We start from the raw sequence: 25,778 nt of genomic DNA, 5'->3' as shown, positions 1-25,778 counted from the left end.
CATGGAGCCCTGGAACGCCACCTGGCGCATGCGCGCGCTGCCCGAGTTGGCCGCGAATGACTGGGATCTGCTGGTGATCGGCGGCGGCATCTGCGGCGCCGGCATCCTGCGGGAGGCGGCGCGGCGTGGCTGGCGCTGCCTGCTGCTGGAACAGCGCGATTTTGCCTGGGGCACCTCCAGCCGCTCGTCGAAGATGGTCCATGGCGGGCTGCGTTACGTGGCCAAGGGGCAGTTGGGGCTGACCCGCGATTCGGTGCGCGAGCGCCAGCGCCTGCTTGGCGAGGCTCCAGGACTGGTAGAGTCGTTGAGTTTCGTCATGCCGCACTACCGCGGCGGCTTCCCTGGGCCGAAGGTATTCGGCGGCCTGCTCAGTCTATACGACGCCCTGGCCGGCAAGCGCAATCACCTGTTCTACCCGCTGCAGCAACTGCGTTACCTGGCGCCGGGCATTCGCGAAGATGGCCTGCTCGGTGGCACGCGCTTCTTCGACGCGGTAACCGATGACGCCCGCCTGGTGCAGCGCGTGCTGGGCGAGGCGCGCGCCGAAGGCGGCGAGGCGCTCAATGGCATGCGCGTGGTCGAGTTGTTGCGTGAAGCAGAGCAGGTGGTCGGCGTGCTGGCCGAGGATATCGAGACGGGCAACCGCTACCGTCTGCGCAGCCGCGCCGTTGCGCAGGCCACCGGCGCCTGGGCCGATCGCCTGCGCCAGCCCGGCAATGGTCGCATTCGTCCGCTGCGCGGCAGCCACCTGCTGCTGCCAAACTGGCGCCTGCCGGTGGCGCATGCCTTCAGCTTTATGCACGAGAGCGATGGGCGCCCGGTATTCGTCTTCCCTTGGGAAGGCGCGACGGTGATCGGCACCACCGATCTCGATCATGATGACGATCTCGATCATGAAGCCGCCATCAGCGCCGAGGAGGTCGACTACTTGCTGGCCGCCTGTGCCCAGCAGTTCCCGACCGCCGAGGTCACGCGTGCCGACGTGCTGTCGACCTGGGCCGGCGTGCGTCCGGTTGTGAGCGATGGTGGCAGCGCACTGAAACCCTCCGACGAGAAGCGCGAACATGCGCTATGGATCGAGCCGGGCAGCGTGACCCTGGCCGGCGGCAAGCTGACCACTTTCCGCCTGCTGGCGCTGGAGGTGCTGCGCGCCTGTGCCACGTTCGTCGGCAAGCCGGTGGATGATCAGGGCGGCGCGGTCTTCGCTGCGAGTACGCCGACACCGATGCCGGCATTGAGCCCGGCGCAGCAACGCCGTCTGGCCGGCCGCCATGGCCGCCAGTTGGATGAGGTGATGCGCCTGATCGACGAGGTGGGCGGCGATTGCGTCGCGGGTACGAACACCCTGTGGGCCGAACTGGCCTGGGCCGCCGAGGGCGAGCTGGTGCTGCACCTGGACGACCTACTGCTGCGCCGCACCCGCCTGGGCCTGCTCTTGGCAGGCGGCGGCCGCGCTGAGCTGCCGCGCATCCGCGCGCTGTGCCAACCACGCCTTGGCTGGAGCGATGCGCGCTGGCAGCAGGAAGAGACGGATTACCTGGCGCTGTGGCGGCGCTGTTACAGCCTGCCGGATGACAGCGAATGATGTGCGTAGGGTGCGCCGTGCGCACCGGCAATCCGCTGCCACCCGGTTGTAGCCCGGATGCAATCCGGGGATGAACGACGATGCAGCTCCCGGATTTCATCCGGGCTACGTAGCCACACGTATAACAAAAAGGACTGCACCTTGAGCGAACCAAGCTACCTGCTGAGCATCGACAACGGCACCCAGAGCGTGCGCGCGTTGTTGTTCGATACCCAGGGCAACCTGCTGGCCAAGGGCAAGGTGGAGCTGGATCCCTATTTTTCCAGCCAGCCGGGCTGGGCCGAGCAGGACCCGGAATACTACTGGGCCAGCCTCGGCGAGGCCTGCCGGCTGCTGTGGCAGCAGGTGGATATCGACCGCCGCCTGATCAAGGGAGTGGCCGTGACCACCCAGCGCGGCAGCATCATTCATGTCGATGAGCAGGGCACGCCGCTGCGCCCGGCGATGCTCTGGCTCGACCAACGCCGCGCCGAGGTTGCGGGGCGGATCAAAGGGCTCTGGGGCTGGCTGTTCAAGCTGGCGCGTGCCGAGGAGGCGGTCGATCATTTCCGTGGCCAGGCCGAGGTCAATTGGGTGGCTCAGCATCAGCCGGACATTGCGGCACGCACGCACAAGGTGCTGTTGCTTTCGGGTTTTCTCACCCATCGCCTGTGTGGTCGCTTCGTCGATTCGGCCAGCAGTTGCGTGGCCTACCTGCCGTTCGACTACAAGTGCCTGCGCTGGGCGGCGCCGGGCGACTGGAAATGGCAGGCGCTGAAGGTGCGCCCCGAGCAACTGCCCGAGCTGTTCAAGCCGGGCGAGCGACTGGGCCAGATCAGCGCCGAGGCCAGCCGCTATACCGGTATTCCCGAGGGCCTGCCGCTGATCGCCGCCGGGGCCGACAAGGCTTGCGAAGTGCTCGGCTCCGGCGCGCTGGAGGCCAGCACCGCGTGCCTGTCCTACGGCACCACGGCGACCATCAACACCATACGCAGCCGCTATCTGGAAACCATCCCGCTGATTCCGCCGTATCCGGCGGCGCTGCCGGATCACTTCAATACCGAGGTGATGATCTATCGCGGTTTCTGGATGGTCAGCTGGTTCAAGCGCGAGTTCGGCCTGCGCGAAATGCAGCGTGCAGAGGCCATGGGCGTGCCGCCCGAGGTGTTGTTCGACGAACTGGTCAACGCCGTGCCGCCTGGCTCCATGGGCCTGATGCTGCAGCCGTACTGGACGCCGGGCATCCGCGAGCCGGGCCTGGAGGCCAAGGGCTCGATCATCGGCTTCGGCGACGTACATACCCGCGCGCATCTGTATCGGGCGATTCTGGAGGGATTGGCCTACGCCCTGCGCCAGGGCAAGGAGCGTATCGAAAAACGCTCAGGCACCCGCATCGAGCGCCTGCGCGTGTCCGGCGGTGGTTCGCAGAGCGATGCGGCGATGCAGCTGACCGCCGACATCTTCGGCCTGCCGGCCGAGCGTCCGCACCTGTACGAGACCAGCGGCCTGGGCGCGGCGATCAACTGCGCGGTGGGCCTGGGACTGCACGCCGACTACCCGAGCGCCATCGCCGCCATGACCCGCGTCGGCCAGGTATTCCAGCCGAACCCGGAGGCCCAGCGGGTTTACCAGCAGCTCTACGGGCAGGTCTATCAGCGCATGTACCGTCAGCTCAAACCGCTGTACCAGCGCATTCGCAAGATCACTGGCTACCCGGCGTAGGGCGGACTCAGGAGCGAAGCGAACAGTCCGCCATTCTTTGGTGCTACACCAACTCAGCGGCGTACTGCTTCGCGACGACTGCATGGATGCAGGAGGTAGAGCGACGCAGGAAGCCAAAGCCAAGTACGCCCTACGTCACTTCAGAAAAAAGATCGCCCTCCGAAGTGGAGGGCGATTGGTTTGTGCATCAGGCGACATCCACCAGCACGATCTCGCTGTCTTCCTGCGCCTCGACGCGGATCAGCGTTTCATCGGCGATGGCCACGCCATCGCGTGCCTTGACGGCTACGCCGTTGACACTGAAAGCACCAGTCGCGCCCACCAGATAGGCCTTGCGACCCGGTTGCAGGGCGTATTCGGCGCTCTCTCCCGCCTTTACCGTGGCAGCTACCAGGCGTGCGTCGGTACGGATGCGCAGGGCGTCGACATCTTCCTCGTATCCACTGGCCAGGGTGACGAACGATCCCGAGCGGTCGCCTTTGGGGAAAGGCTTGGCGCCCCAGGAGGGCGGCAGGCCGGCCTGGTTCGGCTGGATCCAGATCTGGAAGATCTTGGTGGTTTCATCTTCCAGGTTGTACTCGCTGTGGGCGATGCCGGTGCCGGCGCTCATTACCTGCACATCGCCGGCTTCGGTACGGCCTTTGTTGCCCAGGTTGTCCTCATGGCTGATGGCACCTTCGCGAACGTAGGTGATGATCTCCATGTCGCGGTGCGGGTGCGGCGGGAAGCCCGAGTGCGGTGCGATCTCGTCGTCGTTCCAGACGCGCAGACGGCCCCAGTTCATCCGCTCGGCGTCGTAGTATTCAGCGAAGGAAAAGTGGTGACGGGCGTTGAGCCAGCCGTGGTGAGCACCACCGAGTTGTTCGAACGGACGTACATCGATCATGGTCAATCCTCCAGTCATGCACGAGTTCAGTCCCGTGCAGCGTTGATGGATGAATGATCCATTTGGATTGATCGATTTAAAAGCGCAATTTTTGCGGTATTGATATCGATTAATTTGATTAATTTCTGCGGGAGCCAGGCACTGGGCTTTCGCTGATCCTTTCAAGGAGGACGCGCAATGCGCGAACGCATGGCCTGGTTGATCCTGCATGGCAAGCAGGCGCTGAACGAAGAAGTGAGGGCAGCGGTGAACGGCCTGCGTGAGCGCGGCTGGGATCTGGCCGTGCGCCTGACCTGGGAGGCCGGCGACGCCGAGCGCCTGGTGCAGGAGGGGCTGGCCGGCGGCTACCCGACCGTGATCGCGGGCGGCGGCGACGGTACCTTGCGCGATGTCGCCGAGGCCATGCTGGAGGCCGGCGGCGAGGCCAGCCTGGCCATGCTGCCGCTGGGCACCGCCAACGACTTCGCCCGTGCTGCCGGGGTACCGCTGGCGCCGATGGAAGCCCTGCAGTTGCTCGAGATCGAAGCCCGCCCGGTGGATCTGGGCCTGGCGGACGGACGGGTATTTCTCAACATGGCGACCGGCGGCTTCGGCTCCACCGTTACCGCGCATACCTCCGAGGATCTGAAAAAGGTTTTCGGCGGCGCTGCCTATCTGCTCACCGGCCTCAGCCGATTTGCCGAACTGCGCTCGGCGTTCGGCCGTTTCCACGGGCCCGGTTTCGAGTGGGAAGGAGATTTTCTCGCCATGGGCATCGGCAATGGTCGTCAGGCCGGGGGCGGCCACGTGCTGTGCCCGGAAGCGCTTGCCGACGACGGCATGCTCGACCTGTGCATCGTGCCAGCGCCACAGGACATTCCGGCGACCCTTGGCACCCTGTTGTCGGGAGGCATGCTCGGGCTGGAGACGGTGTCGATCCGTGCGCGGCTGCCCCAGGTCGAGCTGGAGGCGCCGGAAGGCCTGGCCCTGAATCTCGATGGCGAGCCGACGCAAAGCAATCGCCTGCGTTTCGAAACCCGCCCGGCAGCGTTGCGCATGCACCTGCCGCCGGGGTGTGCGTTGCTGGGCGGTGCCGGCTAGGCAGCCGCTCAGTCGTCCGGGCTGATGATGCCCTCGCGTACCGCGTAGAGCACCAGGCTCGGCACGTCGTGGATCTGCAGACGTTTCATGATCTGTGCACGATGTGCCTCGACGGTCTTAACGCTCAGCCCCAGGCCGTTGGCGATGGAACGGGTCGATTCACCACGGGTTATCAGACGCAGGATCTCAAGCTGACGTTGGGTCAGGCCGTGCTCGGAATGGGCGTTGACCTTGGAGACCGCCTGTTCGATCACCGGTTGCACGATGGCCGAGCTCAGATAACGGTCGCCGCGGCGTACCGCCTCCAGTGCCAGGCGTAGCTCGAAGGCGGCGGCGTCCTTGAGCAGGTAACCGTGGGCACCTTTTTGCAGGGCTTCGAGTACCACTTCCGGGCCGGTGTGCATGGACAGGATCAGCACCTTGCAGTCCGGCGAGCGACGGTTCAGCACCTGCAGGGCTTCGAGGCCGCTGACCCGCTTCATGGAGATGTCCAGCAGGATGATGTCGGGCTCCAGCTCGCGGGCCAGTTCCACGGTTTCCTTGCCGTCCTCGGCCTCGCCGACGATGGTGTAGTCGTCGATGTCCTGGATCATCGCGCGCACGCCGGCGCGAATTACCGCATGGTCGTCGGCCAGCAATACCCGGCAGGTCATGGCCGCACCGCCCTGGCTGGTCGAAGTGGGATTTGAAGAGAGGAACTGTGCATGAGGGACGCTCCCTTTTTTGTCCGGACAGAAGTCCGGAGATCCATGGCAAGCGGCCGGCCTGCAGGTGACGCGGAGGGTGTTGCGAATCCGAGGGATAAAACTGCGGCGCCGCACCGGCAGAGCATAGTCGATGCTGCCGAGATGTCAGGTCGGGCCTGACGGATCGGTCAAGCCAAGCGGCCTCAGCCGCGCCCGTACTGCTCGATCAACCGCGGTATGCCCTGCAGCGATTCGGTGCCCTGTGCTGCGCCGAGGCGCAAGGCCTCCTTGGGCATGCCGAAGACCACACAGCTGGCCTCGTCCTGGGCCACGGTGCGCGCGCCGGCTTCGCGCATGCTGAGCAGACCGCGGGCGCCGTCGTCGCCCATGCCGGTCATGATCACCCCGAGTGCGTTGTGCCCGGCATGCCGGGCCACCGAGCGGAACAGCACGTCCACCGAAGGCCGGTGGCGGTTGACCGGCGGGCCGTCGAGCACTTCGACGAAGTACTGCGCGCCGCTGCGCTTGAGCTGCATGTGGCGGCCGCCCGGCGCCACCAGTGCCAGACCGGGGCGTACGCGGTCCATATGCCGCGCCTCGCGCACCTCGATGGCGCAGACGCTGTCCAGGCGCTGGGCGAAGGCGGCGGTGAACTTCTCCGGCATGTGCTGGACGATGACGATGCCGGGGCAATCCACCGGCAGTTGACGCAGCACCACCTCCAGGGCCTGGGTGCCGCCGGTGGAAGTGCCTAGCGCTACCACCCGGTCGGTGGTGGTCAGGTGAACAACAGCCGGGGCGCGTTCGCTTTTTACTGCCGCGGCGGGCGGCGCTTCGACGGCCTTGCGCGGCATGGCGCGTGGCTGACTGCGGGCGGCGATCTCGATCTGCCGGATCAGGTCGCCGGACATCTGCTGCAGGCTTTCGCGCAGGCCCAGCCTGGCCTTGGTGAACACGCCCACCGCGCCGGCTGCCAGTGCATCCAGGGTCACCGCGGCACCGGCCTCGGTGAGGGTGGAGCAGATGATCGCCGGCGTCGGCCGTTCGGCCATGATCTTGCGCAGGAAGGTGATGCCGTCCATGCGTGGCATTTCCACGTCCAGCACCAGCACGTCTGGCCATTGCTTGTGCATTTTCTCCAGGGCGAACAGCGGGTCGGCGGCCTGACCGATCACCTGAATGCCGGGATGGCTTTCCAGGCAGGCAGTCAGCACCTGGCGCACCAGCGCCGAGTCGTCGACGATGAATACCTTGATCTGTGCGGCGCTGGGCATCGTGGCACTCCAGGCTGTGGCGTCATTGGCGCTCGAAAACCGACGGGCGCAGGGTACGCAGCGGCAGGCCGAAACCATGCAGGCTTTCGGCATGGCCGATGAACAGCAGACCGCCCGGGCGCAGGCGCTCGAGTAGGCGGTTGACGATCTCGCGCTTCTGTTCAGCAGCGAAGTAGATCAGCACGTTGCGCAGGAAGATCACGTCGAACGGGCCGATGCCCTGAGGCAGCGGACGCATCAGGTTGACCTCGGCGAAGGTCACCCGATGGCGCAGCGGCTGGTTGATGCGCAGCAGCCCCTCGCTTTCCTCCACGCCGCGCAGGCAATGGCGCTTGAGCCAGCCGGCGGGAAACTGCCCGGCCTGGTCGATGGAGTAGGTGGCACTGCGCGCACGATCCAGCACCCGACGGCTGATATCGCTGGCGAACACCGACCAGTCCTGGGTGCGTGCATGTTCGGCCACCGTCATCGCCATGCTGAACGCCTCTTCGCCGGATGAGCTGGCAGCGCTCCATAGATGCAGCGGCCGGCGCTGCCTGGCCACCCACTCGCCGAGCACAGTGAAGTGCTGCGGCTCGCGGAAGAAGTAGGTTTCGTTGGTGGTCAGCAGATCGATCACGGTACGCCGTTCGTCCACCGATTCCGGCCGGTTGAGCAGTTGCAGATACTGGCTGTAGTCCTGCAGCTGCAGCGAGCGCAGGCGGCCCATCAGGCGTCCTGCGACCAGGGTGCGCTTCTGTTCGGCCATGCGAATGCCCGATTCCTCCAGCATCAGGCGCTGGAGGAAGCGGAAGTCTTGATCGTTGAGTTTGGGCAGGTGACCGCTGGGCATCAACTGGCCTGCTGGGCGAGGCTCAACTGGCGGATATCGTCGAGCGAGAGCACCCGCCGCACGTCGATGATGATGGTGAAACCACCATTGTCCCGTGCCATGCCGGCGATGAAGTCAGTGCGGATGCCGGCGCCGAACGGCGGCGCCTGCTCGACCTCGTCCGACTCGATGTCGAGCACCGCGTCGACCGCATCGACCACCAGGCCGATGCGCTGCTGTTGCTCATCCAGGTTCAGCTCGATGATCACGATGCAGGTGCGTTTGCCCGGCCGGGTCAGCTCGAAGCCGAAGCGCGCGGCCAGGTCCAGCACCGGTACCACGTTGCCCCGCAGGTTGATCACGCCGTGGATGAAGCTCGGCATCATCGGCACCGTGGTTACCTGGCCATACTCGATGATTTCCCGCACCAGTTCGATGGGCAGGGCGTAGCGGGCATCGCGCACGCGAAACGACAGGTGCTGCACGCTGTCCGGTGGCGCCACCTGATGGCTGGCGGATAGACCATTCATGTCGGGGCCCTCAGTTGAAGTTGACGAACTGGCCTTCATCGGCCGGTGCCGCAGACGTCTTGCGTTCGCTGCGGCGCAGCTCGCGCACGTTGCTCTGGCTGCGCTCGTCGCGCCGCGGCGCCTTGGCTGGGCTGCCGGTGCCCAGGTGGAAGTAGCTGATCAGCTCCTGCAGCTGGCTGGCCTGGGCGTTCATTTCCTCGGCGGTGGCCGCCAGCTCCTCGGAAGCCGAAGCGTTCTGCTGGGTGATCTGGTTCATCTGGCCCATGGCGATGTTGATCTGCCCGGCGCCGGTGCTCTGTTCCTGTGAGGCGGCGGTGATCTCCTGCACCAGGTCCGAGGTCTTCTGGATGTTCGGCACGATCTGATCGAGCAAGGCGCCGGCCTGTTCGGCCAGGTGCACGCTGTTGCTGGCCACGCCGCCGATTTCCTGGGCGGCCACCTGGCTGCGTTCGGCGAGCTTGCGCACCTCGGCCGCCACCACGGCGAAGCCTTTGCCGTGATCACCGGCGCGCGCCGCTTCGATCGCCGCGTTGAGGGCCAGCAGATTGGTCTGGTAAGCGATGTCGTCGATGATGCCGATCTTGTCGGCGATCTGCTTCATGGCCAGCACCATGTCGCGCACGGCCTGGCCGCCCTGCACGGCATCGTTGGCGGCCTTGCCGGCGATGCCGTCGGTGATCTGCGCGCTCTCGGTGTTCTGCGCGATGGAGGCGGACATCTGTTCTACCGAGGCGGTGGTTTCCTCGACACTGGCGGCTTGTTCGGTGGCGGCCTGGCTCAGTGATTGCGAAGTGGCGCTGACCTCCTCGGAAGCCGAGGACAGCGAGTCGGCGGCACTGCGCACGTCGGCCATGACGCTGCGCAGGCGCTCGGTCATGTGCTGCATCGAGGCCAGCAGGCGGCCGGTCTCGTCGCGGCTATCGACCTCTACGCTGACCGTCAGGTCACCCTCGGCCAGGCTGTTGGCGACGCCCACCGCGCGGTTCAGCGGCCGCGAGATGGAGCGGGTGATGAAGATGCCGATGGCGAAGCCGAGCGCGGCGGCGATCAGGATCAACACGATCATCTGGGTGCGCGAGCTCAGGTAGATATCGGTGATCTGCTGATTGGCATCCTTGGCCCGCTCGCGCTTGTGCACAACCACCTCGCTGAGCAGGTTGTCGATGATATCGCCGCGTCGGGCCAACTCGGGCATCTGCGCGCTGGCCAGCGTCTCCGAGGCTAGTGCGCCGGAGGCCAGATAGGACCTGAGTACCTGCTCCAGCAGCACGGCGTAGTCGTTCAGCGGATCGTCCAGACGATCCACGTAGGCCTTGCCTTCTGCGGTCAGGAAGGAGTTCTTGGATTGCTCGATCAGCGCCTTGGTGTCGCTCAGGGCCTTGAAAGCTCTGTTGGCAGCCGTGTCACGGCCGGCTTCGTCGCTGGCCAGCAGCGCGGCCCGCAGCGAGCGGCCGGCGACGATCAGCTGGGTATTGGCTTCCTGCAGGGCATTGAGACCGAGCATGTCGTTCTCGTACATGCGGTCGGACAGATGGCTGACCTCGGCCAGGTTGCGGATGCCCAGCGCACCGATGGCGACCGTGAGGATCACCACCAGGGTAAAGCCGGCGATCAGCCTGACACCGATCTTGAGATTGCGGATGAATTGCATGGTGGGTTACTCCTCAGGAGCCGCTGATGTGCGGATGCGACTGGCGACGATCGCCGCCGTTGGCTTCGACATGGTTTTGCAGATGACGGAAAAGGCTGGGGATATCCAGGATCAGGGCGACCTGCCCGCTGCCCAGGATGGTCGAGCCGCCGATGCCTTGGAGATGCTGGAACAGCAGGCCAAGCGGCTTGATCACGGTTTGCAGTTCGCCGTGCAGGTGGTCGACTACCAGCCCGGCCTGTTGCCGGCCGAGGTTGACCACCACGATGTTGCGGCGCTTGCTGCGACTGGCCGGCAGGTCGAAGTGCGCGGCCAGGGAAATGCACGGCAGCGGTTTGCCGCGCAGGGTCAGGTAACCGTAGGTGCTGTCGCCGAGCTGATCGGCATCCATTTCCAGGCACTCGGTGACCATGTCCAAAGGGACTACAAAGAATTCTTCGCCGAGGCTGATCAGGAAGCCGTCGATGATCGCCAGCGTCAGCGGCAGGCGGATGCGGAAGGTGCAGCCGGCGCCGAGCACGGAATCGATCTCGATGCTGCCGCGCAGGCCGTCGATGACGCTGCGCACCACATCCATGCCGACGCCACGGCCGGAGAGATCGGAGACACTGTCGGCGGTGGAGAAGCCGGCGGCGAACACCAGGGCGTGGATGTCCGGTTCGGCCAGGTTGGCCTGGGCGTCGATCAGGCCGCGGTCGATGGCCTTCTGGCGGATACGCTCGGTATTCAGCCCGCGGCCGTCGTCGGCCACTTCGATGACGATCATTCCCGACTCGTGGTAGGCATTGAGCTGCAGTTGGCCCTCGGCCGGCTTGCCGGCGGCCAGGCGCTGCTCGGCGGACTCGATGCCGTGGTCGATGGCGTTGCGTACCAGGTGGGTGAGCGGGTCGGCGAGCTTGTCGATCACCGACTTGTCCAGCTCGGTATCGGCACCACGGATCTGCAGGCGAATGTCCTTGCCCAACTGTTGGCTGACATCGCGCACCACCCGGTGGAAGCGGTTGAAGGTGTCGCCGATCTCGATCATGCGCAGTTTCAGCGCCGCCTCGCGGATCTGCTCGACGTGCTGGTTGACGGTCTGCGTGCTTTCCACGCAACCGGCATCGCCGTGGGCCTGGGCGCGCAGCTGGGCGCCGGCGGCGCTGATCACCAGCTCGCCGACCAGGTTGATCAGTTCGTCGAGCTTGTGCGCGGCGACGCGGATCTGCGTACTTTCCTGGCTGCGTTTTTCGCGCACCGACTGCTGCTTGGCCAGGGCGGCATTGACCACCTGCGGCGCCACCATGCCTTCTTCCACCAGCAGGCTGCCCAGTGGCGCCTTCTCCGGTTCTGCCTGTGCCTGCAGGGCCAGGCCCTGGTTGAGTTCGTGCTCGGTGAGCAGGCCGCTGGCGACCAGCATGCTGCCGATGCGCTGGTCGGTTTCCGGCAGCTCCTGGATCAGCCGCAGATAATCCTCCTGGGCGCCGTGTGGCGGCAGGATGCGCAGGGTGCAGAAGTCATGAATGAACGCGAAAACTTCCTCTATCTCGGCCTTGCTGGCTTCGCTGCACAGGTCGATTTCCAGACCGATGTAGCAGCTCTCCGGGTCCATCTCGGCCAGCGAAGGCAGGGCCTCGTCGATCACTTCGAGGCGAAGGATGTCGCCCAGACGCGTCAGGTAGCGAACGAAGGACGCTGGGTCGAAGCCGTTGCGCAGCAGATCCGCTTCGAATCGCAGGGAAATGTGCCAGGCTCCATCCGCGTCGCAGCCGGCGCAGCGCTCGAAGATGCCGCGTTGCGCACAGGAACGTGAAGGGACCACTGGCGCGGTAGTGGGCTCGACGCTTGCGGGCGCGCCATAGGCGGCGAGGGCGGCGAGCAGTTCGTTCTGGTGCGTCTCGTCCACCGGCAGCTCGCCGGAGTCGACGTCGATCAGCCCCACCATGCTGGCGATTTCGTCCAGGCAACGCAGCATCAGCGAGACCAGCGCGGGCTCCAGCGTGCGCTGGCTGTCACGCACCGACATCAGCAGGCTTTCCAGGTGATGGGTGAAACTGACCAGTGGCGTCAGGGAAAACAGCCCCGCCGAGCCCTTGAGGGTGTGCATGGCGCGGAACAGGCCGTTGACCGCATCTTCGTCCTCGGGCGTCTGGTCCAGCTGCAGCAGGTACTCCTCGGCCTGTTTGATCAGGTCGCCGGCTTCGTCGATGAAACCGCGGAGCAGTTGGCTCCATTGATCTCCATTGAGCATCTGCGTCTCCGGCTCAGGCCTGCGCCGTTGGGGGTGTGGGAAGGAGCGACTGCAGACGCAGCATCTCCAGCAGCTCGCGCGGAGCGTCGGCGGTGCTGACGACTTCCAGGCGCGTCTGCTGTTGCCTCAGCTGACGCTGCAGGGCCAGCAGCAGCTGGGCGCCGGCACTGTCCAGTTCTTCCAGCTGGCCGAGGTCGAGCTGCCAGTGGCCGCCCGCGGTGCTGCCGGTCAGCGCGGCCAGCAACGCCTCGTGGGCCTGGCGCACCTCGTAGATGGTCAGGCTGCCGACCAGCGCCAGGCGCTCGGGCTGCTGCCGTGGGTCATGGATCAGTTCGAACATTTCAGCTGGCCAGCTTGTCGACGGCCGCCAGCAATTGCTGCGGCTGGAACGGCTTGACGATCCAGGCCTTGGCACCGGCGGCCTGGCCTTCGGCTTTCTTGCCCTGTTCGCTCTCGGTGGTGAGCATGACGATGGGGGTGAAGCGGTATTCGTTGCGCGCCTTCACTTCCTTGACCAGGCCGATGCCGTCGAGGTTGGGCATGTTCACGTCGCTGATGATCAGGTTGATCTTCTGTCCGTTGAGCTTGCTCAGGGCGTCGCGCCCGTCCACCGCCTCGATGACGGTGTGGCCGGCGCCGGAGAGGGTCATCTTCACCAGTTGGCGCATGGAGAGGGAGTCGTCGACTATCAGAATGGTCTTGGCCATGCCGGGTTGCTCCTTGGCTGATCAGAAAAAGGTCACGTCGTCGTGCTGTTTGGCGCTGCGCCGGCCACCATGGCGCTCTTCATCGGTGGTGAAGCGGTCGCGCAGTTCCTTGAGCCAGCGTGTCGGGTTGGCGAGGATGCCGTCCTGCTCGCGTACGGCCTGCTGCAGGCGACCCAGGTCGATCTGCAGATGGTCGAGCATCTGGTCGCTGCGGTCCTGGAACTGCAGGCTGACGATGATTTCCTGGATGTCTGCCTGGGTGGTGCGGGCGTCCTGCTGCAGCTGCAGGGAGCTGCTGGACAGTTCGTCGAGGTTGGCGCTTAGGCGCTGCATCACTTCGCCGGCAACCTGGTCTAGGTAATCGAGATTGCTCTTCTCGCTGCCGGACAGTTCCTCGGCGGCGGTCACCGTGGCGCGGATCGCCTGGTTGATTTCGCCGACCTTCTCGCCCATGCGCTGGCCGGTTTCGGCGGACAGGCTGGAGAGCTTGCGCACTTCGTCGGCGACCACCGAGAAGCCGCGGCCATGCTCGCCGGCGCGAGCGGCCTCGATGGCGGCGTTGAGGGCAAGCAGGTTGGTCTGGCTGGCGATGTCCTGCACCAGTTTCGACATCTTCTGCAGCTCGCTGGCATAGCTATCGAGATGGGCGATGGTGCCAAGCAGCTCGTTCTTGCGCGCACTGGCGCCATGGAACGAGGCGATGACTTCGTCCAGGCGCTGATGCGCCTCGCGCAGGCTGTCGGCTACGCCGCCACCGCCGATGGCCTGTTCCGAACTGCTCAGGGTCTGCTCCAGGCGGCCGCTGAGGCCGGCGAAGCGTTCGAACAGACGCTGGATGTTTTCCTGTACCAGCTGGCGCACCTGGCCGAGGTTCTGGCTCCAGGCCGGCAGCACTTCGAGCAGCAGCGGCTCGACACTCGGCTGCGGCGCCGCGTCGATGGGGGCTTCATCCAGGCTTGCAGCGAGAGGCAGGGGCGCACGCACGGGGCGCTGAAAAATCGCGGCCAGCGCACTGATGGCGCAGCCTGCACCGATCAGCCAGGGCATGCCGGCGGCAAGCCCGGCGAGGCTGATGGCGATACCTGACCAGAGAGCGGAGTAGGCGAGCACGGGAGCTGATCTCTATCGGAGGGGGAATGCTTCAACGATAGAGACTGGTACGTCGGTGCGATATCGGGGACTCCCCTAGGGGCCCCTAGGGGCGCCCCGATGACGATTGCCCCAGGTAGGGCAGGCTGGTATCTGTAAAGGGCAGCGAGTATGGTGGCAGAAAGCCAAGCTGCGGCTTTTTCAGGGCCTGCCGATAACCTGGTACCAGGGCTTCGCGCCTGGTCCGCATCCGTTCATATTTCAGCAGGAGCAGGCGATGGCCGGCATTCTCGACTCCGTCGATCAACGTACACAGCTGGTCGGCGAGAACCGTCTGGAAATTCTCATGTTTCGCCTGGCAGGTCGTCAGTTGTTCGCGATCAACGTGTTCAAGGTGCAGGAAGTCCTGCAGATGCCCAAGCTGACGCTGATGCCGCAGCGCCACCGCTTCGTCTGCGGTGTGGTCAACCTGCGCGGTCAGACCTTGCCGGTAATCGATCTGTCCCAGGCCATCGGCATGCGTCCGCTGGTGCCGGATGAGCGCAGCACCATCATCGTCACCGAGTACAACCGTTCGGTTCAGGCCTTCCTGGTCGGCAGCGTCGACCGCATCCTCAACCTCAACTGGGAGTCGATTCTGCCGCCCCCGGGGGGCGCCGGACGTCAGCATTACCTGACCGCCATCACCAAGGTCGAGGACCAGATCGTCGAGATCATCGATGTGGAGAAGGTGCTCGCCGAGATCGTACCGATGAGTACCAAGGTTTCCGCGGAAAAGCTCGCCGACCCGCTGCTGGAGAAGGCGCGCGGGCGTGAAGTGCTGCTGGTGGATGATTCCAGCGTGGCGCTCAGCCAGCTGCGCGATACCCTGACGCAGTTGGGGCTTCGCCTGCACATGGCCAGTGACGGCCTCAAGGCCCTCAACCTGCTGAAGAAGTGGGCTGACACCGGTGAGGTGATGACCGACAAGCTGCTGATGATCTTCACCGATGCCGAGATGCCGGAGATGGACGGCTATCGCCTCACCAGTGAAATTCGCAACGACCCGCGCCTCAAGGATCTCTACGTGGTGCTGCACACATCGCTGTCGGGCAGCTTCAACGAGGCGATGGTGAAGAAGGTCGGCTGCGACAATTTCCTCTCCAAGTTCCAGCCGGACAAGTTGGTCGATGTGATCCGTCAACGTCTCGAGTTGGACGAACCTCGCTGAAGTGGCGGCAGGGCGGGTGAACCTGCCGAGCGTTGCCGTCGCACGGGCAGCGTTTTCCGGGGCTCGGTGCTTGTGAGCATCGCCGCCAGCTCGTATAACGGCGTTTTGCCGACAGGAAGCTGACCCATGCTGAGTCTCTCGGGGCTGTACCGTTACCCGCTCAAGTCCGGCCGCGGCGAAGCGCTGCAGCGCAGTGCGGTCGACGGACTTGGGCTGCATGGCGATCGGCGCTGGATGCTGGTCGACGCCGACAACGGCCGTTTCATCACCCAACGTCTGCTACCGCAGATGAGCCAGTTGAGCGCCCTGTACGATGCGCGCGGTGGCCTGACCCTGAGTGCGCCGGGTCGTGAGGATCTGTCCGTGGCGCTGCCCGACCCCGAGCAGGATCTGCGTGGCGTCGTCGTCTGGCGTGACAGCCTGCGCGTGCCGGATGCTGGCGATGCAGCGGCGGTCTGGCTCAGCGACTTGCTGGGCAAGCCTTGCCGCCTGGTGCAGGTGCCGGAAGGCCGCGCCCGCCAGGTCGACACTGCCTATGCGCAGCCGGGGGATCGCGTGGCCTTCGCCGATGGCTTTCCACTGTTGCTTATTGGCCAGGCATCGCTGGACGATCTTTCGCAGCGAGTCGGGCAACCCCTGTCCATGCTGCGTTTTCGCCCAAACCTGGTGGTCACCGGCGGTGAGCCTTATGCCGAAGACAGCTGGAAGCGCATCCGCATTGGCGACGTGGAGTTCGAGGTGGCCAAGGGCTGCTCGCGCTGCATCCTCACCACTATCGACCCGCAGACCGGCGAGCGCAACGCCCAGCGTGAGCCGCTGGCCACGCTCAAGACCTATCGTGAACGCGAGGGTGACGTTTTCTTCGGGCAGAATCTGTTGCCGCGCGGTGTCGGCGAACTGCAGTTGGGCATGACGGTAGAAGTGCTGGAATAGCAGGGCAGGCGTCATAGCAAGCCCCGATCAGACAGTATCTGATCGGGGCTTTTCTCTTACTGATCGTCGAAGAAGCGCTCGTTCCACGCCACCAACGGATGCGGCGCGTTGAGTTTCTGACCGTAGATCACCGAGTAGGACAGCACGTTCTGCACGTACTGGCGGGTTTCGTCGAACGGGATGTTCTCCACCCAGACGTCGTAACTCAGGTGATTGGCGCCGCGCAGCCACTGGCGGACACGGCCGGGGCCGGCGTTGTAAGCGGCCGAGGCGAGTACGCGGTTGCCGTTGAATTGGCCATATACCTGGCTCAGGTACGCAGCGCCCAGCTGGATATTGGTATCCGGGTTGAGTGCCTGTTGCGGCGACGCCAGGGGGATGCCGAACTTGCGCGCGGTTTCCTTGGCGGTGGCCGGCATCAGCTGCATCAGGCCCATGGCGCCTGCATGGGAGCGGGCGTCGGCCATGAACGCGCTTTCCTGGCGGGTGATGGCGAACACCCAGCTCGAATGCAGGTCACGGCGCTTGGCTTCGCGTACCAGCTCGTTGCGATGGGCCATGGGGAAGCGCACTTCCAGGTCGTCCCAGTACTGGGCCTGGCTGATGGTGCGGATGGCCGGGAAGTACCACTCCATTTCATAGGCCAGGCGTGCCTGGGCCACCAGTTCGTCACGGCTGAACAGGCGGCTGACGTGATACCACTCGCGGCGACCGTCGACGATCTGGCCACGCGCATGAAACTCCATCGCGCGCTTGATTCCGGCTGTGTTGCGTACCTTCTGCACCACCTTGGGATCGAGAACCAGCGGCTGGTTGTTCAACTGATAGGGCGCCTTGACCTGATCGGCGGCCATGAAGCCATAGAAGTCGCGTTCCTTCGCCAATGCCTGGAACAGCACCGCCGGTTGCTGGCTGTTGGGTTGTGCCAATTGCAGGCTGCGCGCATTCCAGTAACGCCAGCGGTTGCTGCTGGCCAGGTCGGACGGCATGTTCTGGGTCAGCTGATAGGCCTCTTCCCAGCGGCCGTGACGCAGCAGCAGGCGCGCACGCCATTCGCTGACGGTGTTGTCACGCAGTTGTGGGTCGTACTTGGCCATCACCTGAAGACCACGCAGGTCGAAGCGTTGTGCCAGGCGCAGGCCGATCTGCCGGGCGATGGCCACCTGCTCGTCGGCGGAGAACTTCATGCGTTGGGCATAGCCGTCGAGCAGGGCCAGGGCATCTTCCGGGTTCTGCCGAGCCAGGCGACGCAAGCCGAGGCCGACCACGTCGCTCATGGCGTCATCGGCGGGGGTGAAGCGCGCGGTGTTCTTCAGCAGTTGCGGTTTCTGCGCCACTTCGACCATCAGCTTGCCGCGCTCACCGAGCGTTGGCATGCCTTTGATCAGGAAGTTGGCCAGGCCGTAGTTGCCACTTTCCACCGCCAGCTTGGTGCGCTGCCAGCGACGCTGCTCGGTGAGCTGGCCATTGGCGGCCCAACGCTCGAACAGTGGGTCACAGGCGTTGGGTTGGGATTTGCCCACCAGCCAGAGCTTCTCGGCAGTGGCGTTGCCTTCGGCGGTCAGGCCGTGGCTGAGCTGGTATTGGCCGTACAGGCAGTCCAGCTCGGTGAAGTTGAGCTTGGCATCGTAGTGATCGAGGAAGGGCTTCCAGTCGCCACGCTCGGCCAGCCAGCGTAACCAGCGCAGTTTCATCCAGCTGGCCTGGGGCAGGTCACCGTGTTCGGCGAGAAATTTCTCGATCTCGGCATTGCTGGCCGACTTGAGTCGGTTGGTCAGTTCGTCATAGGCCAGATAAGGCGTCAGCGGGTAATCGCGTAGCGCGCTGGCGTACTGGCGATAAGGGCCGCTGTCGCCCTTGGCCAGGGCCCGCTTCGCCTCATCATAGTACTGGCGCTGCTGGGTGAGGCTGGCAGCTTCGACACCGGCGACGCCGGTGGCGGTGAGAATCAGACAGGAAACTACAGAGAGAAAGCGACTGCGCATGGCATTTCCAGGAGAAGCAGAGGTATGGGGCAACACGATCCGTGTCGTTGCATGGCTCTAGCTTAGCGCTTCATCGGTGCGTGGTGAATGCCGTCGGGCCAGATGGACACATGCAGCAAAGATGCGCTTTGCCTGCGCCAGATGATGAGCTGGGGCGACACCTGTTGCGTCTGTGGAAACGGCAACAGCCGGCCGGCAACTCGGGTAGAATGCGCCCCCTGTTTCTGGAGATGCCCATGACCCTGCTCAAGTTTGCCGACGTATCCCTCGCCTATGGCGCCATGCCCCTGCTCGATGGAGTGTCCTGGCAGATCGCACGGGGCGAGCGGGTGTGCATCATCGGCCGCAACGGCACCGGCAAATCGAGCATGCTGCGTCTGGTCAAGGGCGACCAGATGCCCGACGACGGTGAAATCTGGCGCGCCCCGGGATTGAAGATCGGCGAGCTACCGCAGGAGCTGCCGCGTGCCGACGAGCGCACGGTGTTCGACGTGGTTGCCGAAGGCCTGGCCGGCGTTGGCGAGCTGCTGGCGCGCTATCACCATCTGGCGCAGAACATCGACGGTGATGACGACCTCGAGCAGTTGATGCACGTGCAGCAGGAGCTGGAGGCCAAAGATGGCTGGCGCCTGCAGCAACTGGTCGACAGCACCCTGAGCCGCCTGCAGTTGCCGGCCGACAAGACTCTGGCCGAGCTCTCCGGGGGCTGGCGTCGTCGCGTGCTGCTGGCTCAGGCACTGGTGTCCGAGCCGGATCTGTTGCTGCTCGATGAGCCGACCAACCACCTGGACATCGGCGCCATCGCCTGGCTGGAAGAGGCGCTGAAAGACTTTGGCGGCGCCGTGCTGTTCATCACCCACGACCGCTCCTTCCTGCAGAACCTGGCTACGCGCATCCTCGAACTGGACCGTGGCGGCCTAATTGACTGGAACGGCGACTACGCCAGCTTCCTGGTGCACAAGGAGCAGCAATTGGCTGCCGAGGAAACCGCCAATGCGCTGTTCGACAAGCGCCTGGCCCAGGAAGAGGTGTGGATTCGTCAGGGCATCAAGGCCCGTCGCACCCGTAACGAAGGGCGTGTACGTGCGCTCAAGGCGATGCGTGCGGAACGCAGCGAGCGACGCGAGCGCCAGGGCAAGGCGAATATCCAGCTCGATACGGCGGACAAGTCCGGCAAGCAGGTGATGGTGGCGGAGAACGTCAGTTTCGCTCACGCCGGTGGACCCTTCCTGGTCAAGGATTTCTCCATGGTCCTGCAGCGCGGCGACCGTATCGGTCTGCTCGGCGCCAACGGTACCGGCAAGACCACTCTGCTCAAGCTGCTGCTCAGCGACCTGCAACCGAGCAGCGGCAAGATCGAGGTCGGCACCAAACTGGAAGTGGCGTATTTCGACCAATTACGTCACCAGCTTGAGCCGGAGAAGACGGTAATCGACAACGTCGCCGAAGGCCGCGATTTCATCACTATCGACGGCCAGAACCGTCATGTACTGAGCTATCTGGGCGACTTCCTGTTCAGCCCGCAACGCGCCCGTACGCCCGTCAAAGCACTATCGGGCGGTGAACGGGCACGACTGTTGCTGGCCAAGTTGTTCAGCAAGCCGGCCAACCTGCTGGTGCTCGACGAACCGACCAACGACCTGGACGTAGAAACCCTGGAACTGCTCGAAGAAGTACTGCTCAACTTCCCTGGCACCGTGCTGATGGTCAGCCACGACCGTGCCTTCCTCGACAACGTGGTGACCAGCACCCTGGTGTTCGAGGGTGAAGGCAAGGTGCGCGAGTACGTCGGCGGGTACCAGGACTGGCTGCGTCAGGGCGGCTCACCGCGTCTGCTCGGTGTGGGTGAAAGCAAGTCCGGCAAGGCCGAACTGGCCACGGCCATCGTCGAAGCGCCGGCCCCGGCCGCAGTGGCTCCCGTGCAAGAGAGCCTCGAACCAGCGAAGAAGAAACTAAGCTACAAGCTACAGCGCGAGCTGGAAGCGATTCCCGGGCAGATCGATGCCCTGGAGCAGGAAATGGCCACGGTACAGGAGCAGGTATCCGATCCTGCCTTCTACCAGCAGCCGGTGCAGGTCACCACGGAAGTATTGGCGCGTCTCGAGGGCTTGCAGAAGGAAATGGACGAGTTGCTCGAGCGCTGGGCAGAGCTGGAAGGCTGACGAAGGAACGAACGGGCAATGGCCATCGAGTACCGCATTACTCTCGACGACAATCATCAGTTCAGCTACCGGATCGAGCTGAACCGCGAATATGACCCAGTCCAGGCGCAACAGGCCCCCGCCTGGACGCGCCTTGAACATCAGCAATGCAGCAATTGCCCGCTGAGTCGCGAGCAGTTCAGCCATTGTCCGGCAGCGGTCGATCTGCATCGGGTGATCGAGGATTTTCGTGGCCTGCCAGCTTTCAAGAAGGCCAGCGTCTGGGTGCGCACACCGGAGCGTGAGTACACCAAGCAGGTCGGCCTGGAGGAGGGCCTGCGTGCGCTGCTCGGGGTTATCATGGCCACTAGCGCCTGTCCGGTGCTGGCGCGCCTGAAACCCATGGCGCAGCACCATCTGCCCTTTGCCAACAATCAGGAATTCATCCTGCGCGCGGTATCGCTGTACCTGACGCGGCAGTATTTCAACATGCGCGAGGGGCGTCTGGCCGATTGGGAGCTGAAAGGGCTGGTGCGCCTGTTCCAGCAACTGAAGCTGGTCAATCAGGCTTTCTGGCAGCGCATTCACGACACCTGTGAAGGTGACTCCAACCTCAAGGCCTTCCTCACTTTCTTCTCTATGTCATCGAGCATGACGGTGTCGCTGGAAACCCAGCTGCAGAAGATTCGCCCGCTGGTCATGAGCGCGGGTGATTCGTTCGAGTAAGAGGGTGTCTACAAAATGGCTGCACTTGGCAATACTGCGTTGTGTGCAGGCTTGAGAAAAATAACACAGGGAAAGCGCGATAAAGGCGGGATATAAAGGAACGAAGGGGAAAATAGCGGGACGGGTTTTGTAAGACCGTTGCCGTAGGTGAAACGGCGGCGACCGCTAGGAAGGGTCGTCGCCGAGGTCTAGTTTCTGCTGGTCTCGGTTTGCGTTGCGGCGCTGGTGCTCGCGCAACACTGAGTAGATCCAGTCCTCGGTGATGCTGTACTTGCGCACCAGCTCGTCAGCGTTCGATCCATTGTACTCCTTGACGACATGCAGCTTCAGCCGCTGATGTGCCAGCTCGTCCCTGGTCGGGAATGTGAAGGTGATCCCGCGCCAGCGGCGGTGAAGCTGGAAGCACAGATCCTCGGCTTCGTTCTTGGCCTTGGCCTCGTCCGCACCGTTGCGAACCAAGGCGACGGTCACCATCTCGCTCAGCTCTCGCAGCATCGAGTTGCGCCGGCGGATTTGCTGTGCTCTGACCTTCATGCGTTCCCCCTTGCCGCTGCAATGCGGCGTTCGGCTTCCTCTTCATTAATAAGGCCCAGGCGGCGATCGGCTTCGATGCGGCCGAGGGCGTCCTGCAGGATCTGTTGTGTGGTGGCAGCCGCGCGGGCCGGCTTGGCCGGCGCGGCGGCTTGGGCCTGGGCGGGGTCGCTGGCTATGCCAAAGACCACCACGCGCAGGTAGTTGTGGTTTTCCAGCGGCAGCGACAGGCGCTCGCGGCCGATCAGCATCTGCTCGATGCCGGCCACCCACAGCCGTGGCGGCGCGGGCTTGGTGTCGCTCTTGCGAGCGTCCTTTTGCACGGTGCCGGCGTTGACCAGGTCGAGCAGCTCCTCCAGCAGCTTGATGGCGCGGGTCATGCGCAGGCCGCGCTTGGCCGGGCTGAACAGGCGCAGGTAGTTGAGCACCGCCCGGCCCAGCTTCGGATCGAGGCCGGCGAGCATTGCCGCCAGCTTCTTGCCGTCCGCGTCTGCGAAGCCGGCCTCGATCGGAAACTGCTCACCGCAGCAAGGGCATTGCAGCTGCATCAGTCGCCCCTCCGCGCGATGACCAGGTTATTGAGGGCATCCACCAGGGCCTTGAGGATTGGACGCTGCCGCTTCCACCCCTTCGGCAGGGCTTCCAAACCGTCAATGCGTTCTGGATCGCTAACGCCCAATGCCTTACACAGCTCTTCCACCTGGTGGAGCAGCTCGCGCTTCTCCTGCTCGACGTGCAACGCCGCTAGTACCGCCGTTAGCTGCTTGGGCGTTTTCAGCCATGCGACCTTTTCTACGCCGAACTGGCGCTTGGCGATCGCATCGGCATAGCTCCAGGGCAGGCCCATGTTAGTGAGCTGAGCCTCGATCACCTCGATCTCGCCAGACAGCTGGGCGAAGTTGTGCGGCTTGCCCTTCGCCTTGCCGCTGGGCTTCGGTTTGAAGCCCAGACGCTCCAGCTCGACCATCAGCCGGCCGGCCTGGCGTGTGTTGAGGTCTTTTGCAGACTCGACGCCGGCCACGCGGCGCAGCAGTGCGCGATAGCTGTCGTCATCCATGCCCAGTTGGCCCTTGGCGATGTGGATCTTGCCGAGTACGCCTTTCGAGATACTCATGCGCGACCACCCATGGAGCAGCTCAGGCGATTAAGGCGGCGGTTGATGGCTGCAGTCTGCTTGCGCAAGGCGCGCAGCTCGGCACTGAGGTCGATAGTAGCCACCACCACCGGTTCGGCTGGCACCTCCGGTACCGGCTTGGCCTTCACCGGTGCAGCAGGCTTGGCCGGCTTTGCCTTGATGGGCGCAGCCTGGACGGGCTTCTGCTGCTCGGGATTGATCGACTTCGAGCGCCACGGACCACTCTCGACCTGGCGGCAGAGGTTGTCATAGGCCTTGATCTCGCCGCCCTTGGCCAGAAACTCAGCGATCTGCGCATTCAGCTCGTCCTGACGCTCCTGGGGCTTGGTCATGTCGGTGGACGGTGCGTCCCTGAATATTGGGTGGCTCATCGGATGGCCTCCCCTGGAACGATCAACCATTTGCTGTGCAGCCGGCCGACAGGCGAGCACGGCTGACGCTCAATGGTTTTATGGAAGTCAGGGAAGAGCTTGTCGGCCAGCCGCTCAACAGCCAGCTTGGCGTCATAGGTGCAGGATGCCTTCTTACCCTTGATGGTTTTGGTCCTGTAGCCGGAGTGATCCAGATGTACGAAGACCTCTACTGTGGTGTTGGTAGCCATCTCACACCTCCCACTCGATCAGGTGGCCAGCGAAGGTCTGGCCGTGCGTTGCGGCGAAGTACTCGAAGAAGTCGGCAGCAGTGGCGAAGCCGTCGGCCTGTGCAAGGTGATTGACCTCTTCCGCGTCCAGCTCGCCCATGACGTCGCCGGTCTGGACGCGAACGCGCCGGGCGGCCAGATCCATGGCGATCGGATAAACAGCCTTGCAGGGTGCGGTGCGCAGGAGGCGGCAGTTGCGCGTGCGCATGCCCGTGTACAGCTGCAGTTGCTCGCCACGACGTGGCGGACGACGCTTGCCTGCAGCGCGTATGGTTTGGCGCTTGGTGCCGTCCTCTACTGAGGGTGCGAACCGGGCCATAAAGTTGAAGGCGACCATCTCACACCCCCGCGATATCGAGCAGGATGGTCCGGTATGCCTTCTCGCCGACGCGCTCCTGGACTTGGATGTACACGGCCTTGCCGTTGACGATGATGCTGTCCTTCACCGCTTCCATGGCCTTCTTCCAGTCCTCATCGTCGATATCGACGCGAGTCATCTCCTGGACGCGGGACAGGCTGATCTCGCCTTGCCTGGTCAGGCGGAACGCGTTGGTGGCCAGAGTGAACAGGTGCCTATGCGCATCCTCACTGACGGTCTTGCCCCAGCGGCTGATGCACTCGAACACCTTGACCTTGGCCACTTCCATCTCTTCGGTGAAGGTCTGGACGTTGGAGTAAACACGCTTGACCTTATAGCGGCCATCGAAGCTGATGAGGCTGACGTTGCCCTTCGGCCCGCCCAGCTTCATGTCGAACTTCTCGCCAGCGATCGTGACTAGGTCATCAATCTCTTCCAAGGCGCGCTTCTTCAACGCCTTGAGTTCCTCATGCAGGCGGACGGCATCCTTGACGATGCCCATCACAACCATGTCGCGCATCTTGTCCTGCTCGCGGATTTCGCTTTCATGCTGCAGGCCGCCAGCGGCATTGCGCAGCCAACCTTCAGGGACTTGGATTTGCTCAGCCATGGGTTTCTTCCTCGGCTTGTTGGGTGGCGTTTTCGAGTTCGGCCTGGACGACTCGGCGGAACTCAACGATCTCGATGCTCAGCTTGTGGCCGCCGATGCTCGGATAGGCTGATGCGTAGCCGGCGCCGCGCTTGAGCAGCTCCAGGGCTTCGCGCAGGCGCCGTTCGACGGTTAGCTGTACGGCGGACTTGGCCATGGTGTTCATCAATGCACCCTCCGTTCGACGGGCTTGTTGTTCTGCTGGTACGCCGTGGCGAACCGGCCGATGCCGTTCAGCACGGTCTCGGTATCGCCGGCCAGGTAGGCTTCGCAGATTGCGGCGAGGTCATTGCCCAGGCGGTTGTTCCAGTAGATGAGGTTGGCCAGGCGCAGCGTGATTTGGGAGTTGAGCCGGCATTGCGTCTGCAGGTTCTCGTTGGCCTCCTGCAGCTCGCGCTGCAGGGATGCGATGCTTTCCTCAGGGGTCATGACGGCAGCCCCTTTGCCGGCGTCAGCCAGCAGACTTGGCAGCCGCCGAGGCGGACGCAGTTGATGTTGTGGACGCCCTTGGTGCTCCAGACCGGGCTGCGCCATTCGCTGCGGAACGATGCGGCGAGCTGATCGGAGTCCTCGGCGTTGATGAAGATCTTGGCGTCTAGCGGCGATGCGGCCTCGATGCGCACGCCCACCGCGCGCAGGCGGCGGGTCATGTCGTTGAGGGCGCGCAGCTTGTCGGCCAGTTCAGGGGTCAGCACGGTGCACATGGGCAGCGCGTGCTGGATGGAGATCTCGGCGGCGATCTTGGCGCTGAGCGGGATGACGTTGGGTGCGCGCATGGTCATGCCCCCTTGAACTCAAGATCGAGGTCGACTTGCACATCGGCATCAACCAGGCGGATGCCGCACCAGCCGAAGGGGTTGCCCTCTTCGCTGCCGCCCCAGCCTTCCTCTTCGTGTAGCGAGCGCTTAGTCCAGTGGCCTGCGTTCCAACCGTCTTTTTCGACGAAGGCGCCGCCGATTTCCAAGAAGGCGAAAACAAAGCGCTCGGCAGCCAGCTTGACTAATGCGCGGATCACATCGCCATCCGCATCGCTCAGGCGATCATCGTGACTGCTCCAGAACTCATTGATCTCGGTGGCGCGCTCTGTGGTGAGGATGTCGAGGTCAACTTCCAGTGTGATCGACCAGTCCTTCCAGTCGTCGCTCAGGGTGAATTTCTGCAGGTTGGCCATGGCTCACACCTCCGCAATGATGTCCGCCGACAGGCGGGTGGCGCCGACCAGGGCGGCCTGGTTGAAGGC

Annotated in this window: 29 protein-coding genes; 7 read left to right on the top strand and 22 right to left on the bottom strand. The window is 64.2% G+C overall.

Features of this window, described 5'->3' with window-relative positions:
• Position 1: 1 nt before the first annotated feature.
• On the top strand, positions 2-1,585 hold the full coding sequence (locus BM186_RS00145) for a glycerol-3-phosphate dehydrogenase/oxidase (RefSeq protein ID WP_074912883.1): 1,584 nt from the start codon (positions 2-4) through the stop codon (positions 1,583-1,585).
• Positions 1,586-1,726: 141 nt separating this feature from the next.
• Positions 1,727-3,286 carry an FGGY-family carbohydrate kinase gene (locus tag BM186_RS00140; protein WP_074912881.1) on the top strand — a complete coding sequence of 520 codons (1,560 nt, stop codon included), beginning with the start codon at positions 1,727-1,729 and terminating at the stop codon, positions 3,284-3,286.
• A 187-nt stretch (positions 3,287-3,473) separates the two neighbouring features.
• Here the strand turns inward: BM186_RS00140 and BM186_RS00135 are convergent, their stop codons facing one another.
• Positions 3,474-4,172 carry a pirin family protein gene (locus tag BM186_RS00135; protein ID WP_074912879.1) on the bottom strand — a complete coding sequence of 233 codons (699 nt, stop codon included), beginning with the start codon at positions 4,170-4,172 and terminating at the stop codon, positions 3,474-3,476.
• Between the two features lie 177 nt (positions 4,173-4,349).
• On the opposite strand from BM186_RS00135, the gene yegS reads away from it, so the two are divergent.
• Positions 4,350-5,252, top strand: a complete 903-nt coding sequence (yegS, locus tag BM186_RS00130) for a lipid kinase YegS (protein WP_074912877.1) — start codon at positions 4,350-4,352, stop codon at positions 5,250-5,252.
• Positions 5,253-5,260: 8 nt separating this feature from the next.
• On the opposite strand, the gene BM186_RS00125 is transcribed toward yegS, so the two are convergent.
• From BM186_RS00125 to BM186_RS00085, 9 genes are all read right to left on the bottom strand, one after another.
• Positions 5,261-5,905 carry a response regulator gene (locus tag BM186_RS00125; protein WP_072425972.1) on the bottom strand — a complete coding sequence of 215 codons (645 nt, stop codon included), beginning with the start codon at positions 5,903-5,905 and terminating at the stop codon, positions 5,261-5,263.
• A gap of 236 nt (positions 5,906-6,141) precedes the next feature.
• A complete protein-coding gene (locus tag BM186_RS00120) occupies positions 6,142-7,212 on the bottom strand; it encodes a protein-glutamate methylesterase/protein-glutamine glutaminase (protein ID WP_074912875.1) in 1,071 nt (356 codons plus the stop codon).
• Positions 7,213-7,234: 22 nt separating this feature from the next.
• Complete coding sequence (locus tag BM186_RS00115; protein ID WP_072425970.1) at positions 7,235-8,044, bottom strand: CheR family methyltransferase; 810 nt, start codon at positions 8,042-8,044, stop codon at positions 7,235-7,237.
• Complete coding sequence (locus BM186_RS00110) at positions 8,044-8,553, bottom strand: chemotaxis protein CheW (protein ID WP_074912873.1); 510 nt, start codon at positions 8,551-8,553, stop codon at positions 8,044-8,046. Before BM186_RS00110 ends, BM186_RS00115 begins: the two co-directional genes overlap by 1 nt.
• Before the next feature lie 10 nt (positions 8,554-8,563).
• Entirely contained in the window at positions 8,564-10,204 is a 1,641-nt protein-coding gene (locus BM186_RS00105; protein ID WP_074912871.1) for a methyl-accepting chemotaxis protein, read from the bottom strand.
• A gap of 13 nt (positions 10,205-10,217) precedes the next feature.
• Positions 10,218-12,434, bottom strand: a complete 2,217-nt coding sequence (locus tag BM186_RS00100; RefSeq protein ID WP_074912869.1) for a chemotaxis protein CheA — start codon at positions 12,432-12,434, stop codon at positions 10,218-10,220.
• Positions 12,435-12,447: 13 nt separating this feature from the next.
• Positions 12,448-12,774 (bottom strand): STAS domain-containing protein, encoded by a 327-nt coding sequence (locus BM186_RS00095; RefSeq protein ID WP_074912867.1) that lies wholly within the window; start codon positions 12,772-12,774, stop codon positions 12,448-12,450.
• 1 nt (position 12,775) lies between these two features.
• Positions 12,776-13,141 carry a response regulator gene (locus BM186_RS00090; RefSeq protein ID WP_003245288.1) on the bottom strand — a complete coding sequence of 122 codons (366 nt, stop codon included), beginning with the start codon at positions 13,139-13,141 and terminating at the stop codon, positions 12,776-12,778.
• Between the two features lie 21 nt (positions 13,142-13,162).
• Positions 13,163-14,188: a methyl-accepting chemotaxis protein gene (locus BM186_RS00085; protein ID WP_394327879.1), complete on the bottom strand. Its 1,026-nt coding sequence runs from the start codon at positions 14,186-14,188 to the stop codon at positions 13,163-13,165.
• Between the two features lie 319 nt (positions 14,189-14,507).
• On the opposite strand from BM186_RS00085, the gene BM186_RS00080 reads away from it, so the two are divergent.
• Together BM186_RS00080 and BM186_RS00075 are read left to right on the top strand one after the other, a co-directional pair.
• Complete coding sequence (locus tag BM186_RS00080; RefSeq protein WP_072425964.1) at positions 14,508-15,440, top strand: chemotaxis protein CheV; 933 nt, start codon at positions 14,508-14,510, stop codon at positions 15,438-15,440.
• A 126-nt stretch (positions 15,441-15,566) separates the two neighbouring features.
• Positions 15,567-16,373: an MOSC domain-containing protein gene (locus BM186_RS00075; RefSeq protein WP_074912863.1), complete on the top strand. Its 807-nt coding sequence runs from the start codon at positions 15,567-15,569 to the stop codon at positions 16,371-16,373.
• Positions 16,374-16,429: 56 nt separating this feature from the next.
• Here the strand turns inward: BM186_RS00075 and BM186_RS00070 are convergent, their stop codons facing one another.
• Complete coding sequence (locus BM186_RS00070; RefSeq protein WP_074912861.1) at positions 16,430-18,358, bottom strand: transglycosylase SLT domain-containing protein; 1,929 nt, start codon at positions 18,356-18,358, stop codon at positions 16,430-16,432.
• Between the two features lie 236 nt (positions 18,359-18,594).
• Between BM186_RS00070 and BM186_RS00065 the strand changes: the two genes are divergently transcribed.
• Both BM186_RS00065 and BM186_RS00060 read left to right on the top strand, forming a co-directional pair.
• On the top strand, positions 18,595-20,520 hold the full coding sequence (locus BM186_RS00065; RefSeq protein ID WP_074912859.1) for an ATP-binding cassette domain-containing protein: 1,926 nt from the start codon (positions 18,595-18,597) through the stop codon (positions 20,518-20,520).
• An 18-nt stretch (positions 20,521-20,538) separates the two neighbouring features.
• Positions 20,539-21,225, top strand: coding sequence for a DUF6901 family protein (locus BM186_RS00060; protein ID WP_003462081.1), 687 nt, complete (start codon positions 20,539-20,541; stop codon positions 21,223-21,225).
• Between the two features lie 165 nt (positions 21,226-21,390).
• On the opposite strand, the gene BM186_RS00055 is transcribed toward BM186_RS00060, so the two are convergent.
• Genes BM186_RS00055 through BM186_RS00005 form a run of 11 tightly spaced genes read right to left on the bottom strand, consistent with a single transcriptional unit; the run spans position 21,391 to position 25,709 of the window.
• Positions 21,391-21,759, bottom strand: coding sequence for a Mor transcription activator family protein (locus tag BM186_RS00055; protein WP_074912857.1), 369 nt, complete (start codon positions 21,757-21,759; stop codon positions 21,391-21,393).
• Positions 21,756-22,304, bottom strand: a complete 549-nt coding sequence (locus tag BM186_RS00050) for a hypothetical protein (protein ID WP_074912856.1) — start codon at positions 22,302-22,304, stop codon at positions 21,756-21,758. Before BM186_RS00050 ends, BM186_RS00055 begins: the two co-directional genes overlap by 4 nt.
• Entirely contained in the window at positions 22,304-22,870 is a 567-nt protein-coding gene (locus BM186_RS00045) for a gp16 family protein (RefSeq protein ID WP_074912854.1), read from the bottom strand. Before BM186_RS00045 ends, BM186_RS00050 begins: the two co-directional genes overlap by 1 nt.
• Positions 22,867-23,262: a hypothetical protein gene (locus BM186_RS00040; protein ID WP_139227996.1), complete on the bottom strand. Its 396-nt coding sequence runs from the start codon at positions 23,260-23,262 to the stop codon at positions 22,867-22,869. Before BM186_RS00040 ends, BM186_RS00045 begins: the two co-directional genes overlap by 4 nt.
• On the bottom strand, positions 23,259-23,492 hold the full coding sequence (locus tag BM186_RS00035) for a hypothetical protein (RefSeq protein WP_074912850.1): 234 nt from the start codon (positions 23,490-23,492) through the stop codon (positions 23,259-23,261). Before BM186_RS00035 ends, BM186_RS00040 begins: the two co-directional genes overlap by 4 nt.
• Position 23,493: 1 nt before the next feature.
• Positions 23,494-23,850, bottom strand: coding sequence for an ASCH domain-containing protein (locus tag BM186_RS00030; RefSeq protein WP_143520410.1), 357 nt, complete (start codon positions 23,848-23,850; stop codon positions 23,494-23,496).
• A gap of 19 nt (positions 23,851-23,869) precedes the next feature.
• Complete coding sequence (locus BM186_RS00025; protein WP_074912846.1) at positions 23,870-24,499, bottom strand: DUF3164 family protein; 630 nt, start codon at positions 24,497-24,499, stop codon at positions 23,870-23,872.
• Positions 24,492-24,704 (bottom strand): hypothetical protein, encoded by a 213-nt coding sequence (locus tag BM186_RS00020; RefSeq protein WP_074912844.1) that lies wholly within the window; start codon positions 24,702-24,704, stop codon positions 24,492-24,494. Before BM186_RS00020 ends, BM186_RS00025 begins: the two co-directional genes overlap by 8 nt.
• Positions 24,704-24,967 carry a hypothetical protein gene (locus BM186_RS00015; protein ID WP_074912842.1) on the bottom strand — a complete coding sequence of 88 codons (264 nt, stop codon included), beginning with the start codon at positions 24,965-24,967 and terminating at the stop codon, positions 24,704-24,706. Before BM186_RS00015 ends, BM186_RS00020 begins: the two co-directional genes overlap by 1 nt.
• Complete coding sequence (locus tag BM186_RS00010; RefSeq protein WP_074913506.1) at positions 24,964-25,314, bottom strand: hypothetical protein; 351 nt, start codon at positions 25,312-25,314, stop codon at positions 24,964-24,966. The genes BM186_RS00015 and BM186_RS00010 overlap by 4 nt, the downstream gene beginning before the upstream one ends.
• 2 nt (positions 25,315-25,316) lie before the next feature.
• Complete coding sequence (locus tag BM186_RS00005) at positions 25,317-25,709, bottom strand: DUF2528 family protein (protein WP_099481847.1); 393 nt, start codon at positions 25,707-25,709, stop codon at positions 25,317-25,319.
• Positions 25,710-25,778: the final 69 nt, after the last annotated feature.

The organism is Ectopseudomonas toyotomiensis, assembly GCF_900115695.1.
GTDB lineage: Bacteria > Pseudomonadota > Gammaproteobacteria > Pseudomonadales > Pseudomonadaceae > Aquipseudomonas > Aquipseudomonas toyotomiensis.
The sequence above is the reverse complement of the archived record's forward strand: the minus strand, read 5'-3'. Positions and strand labels throughout refer to the sequence as shown.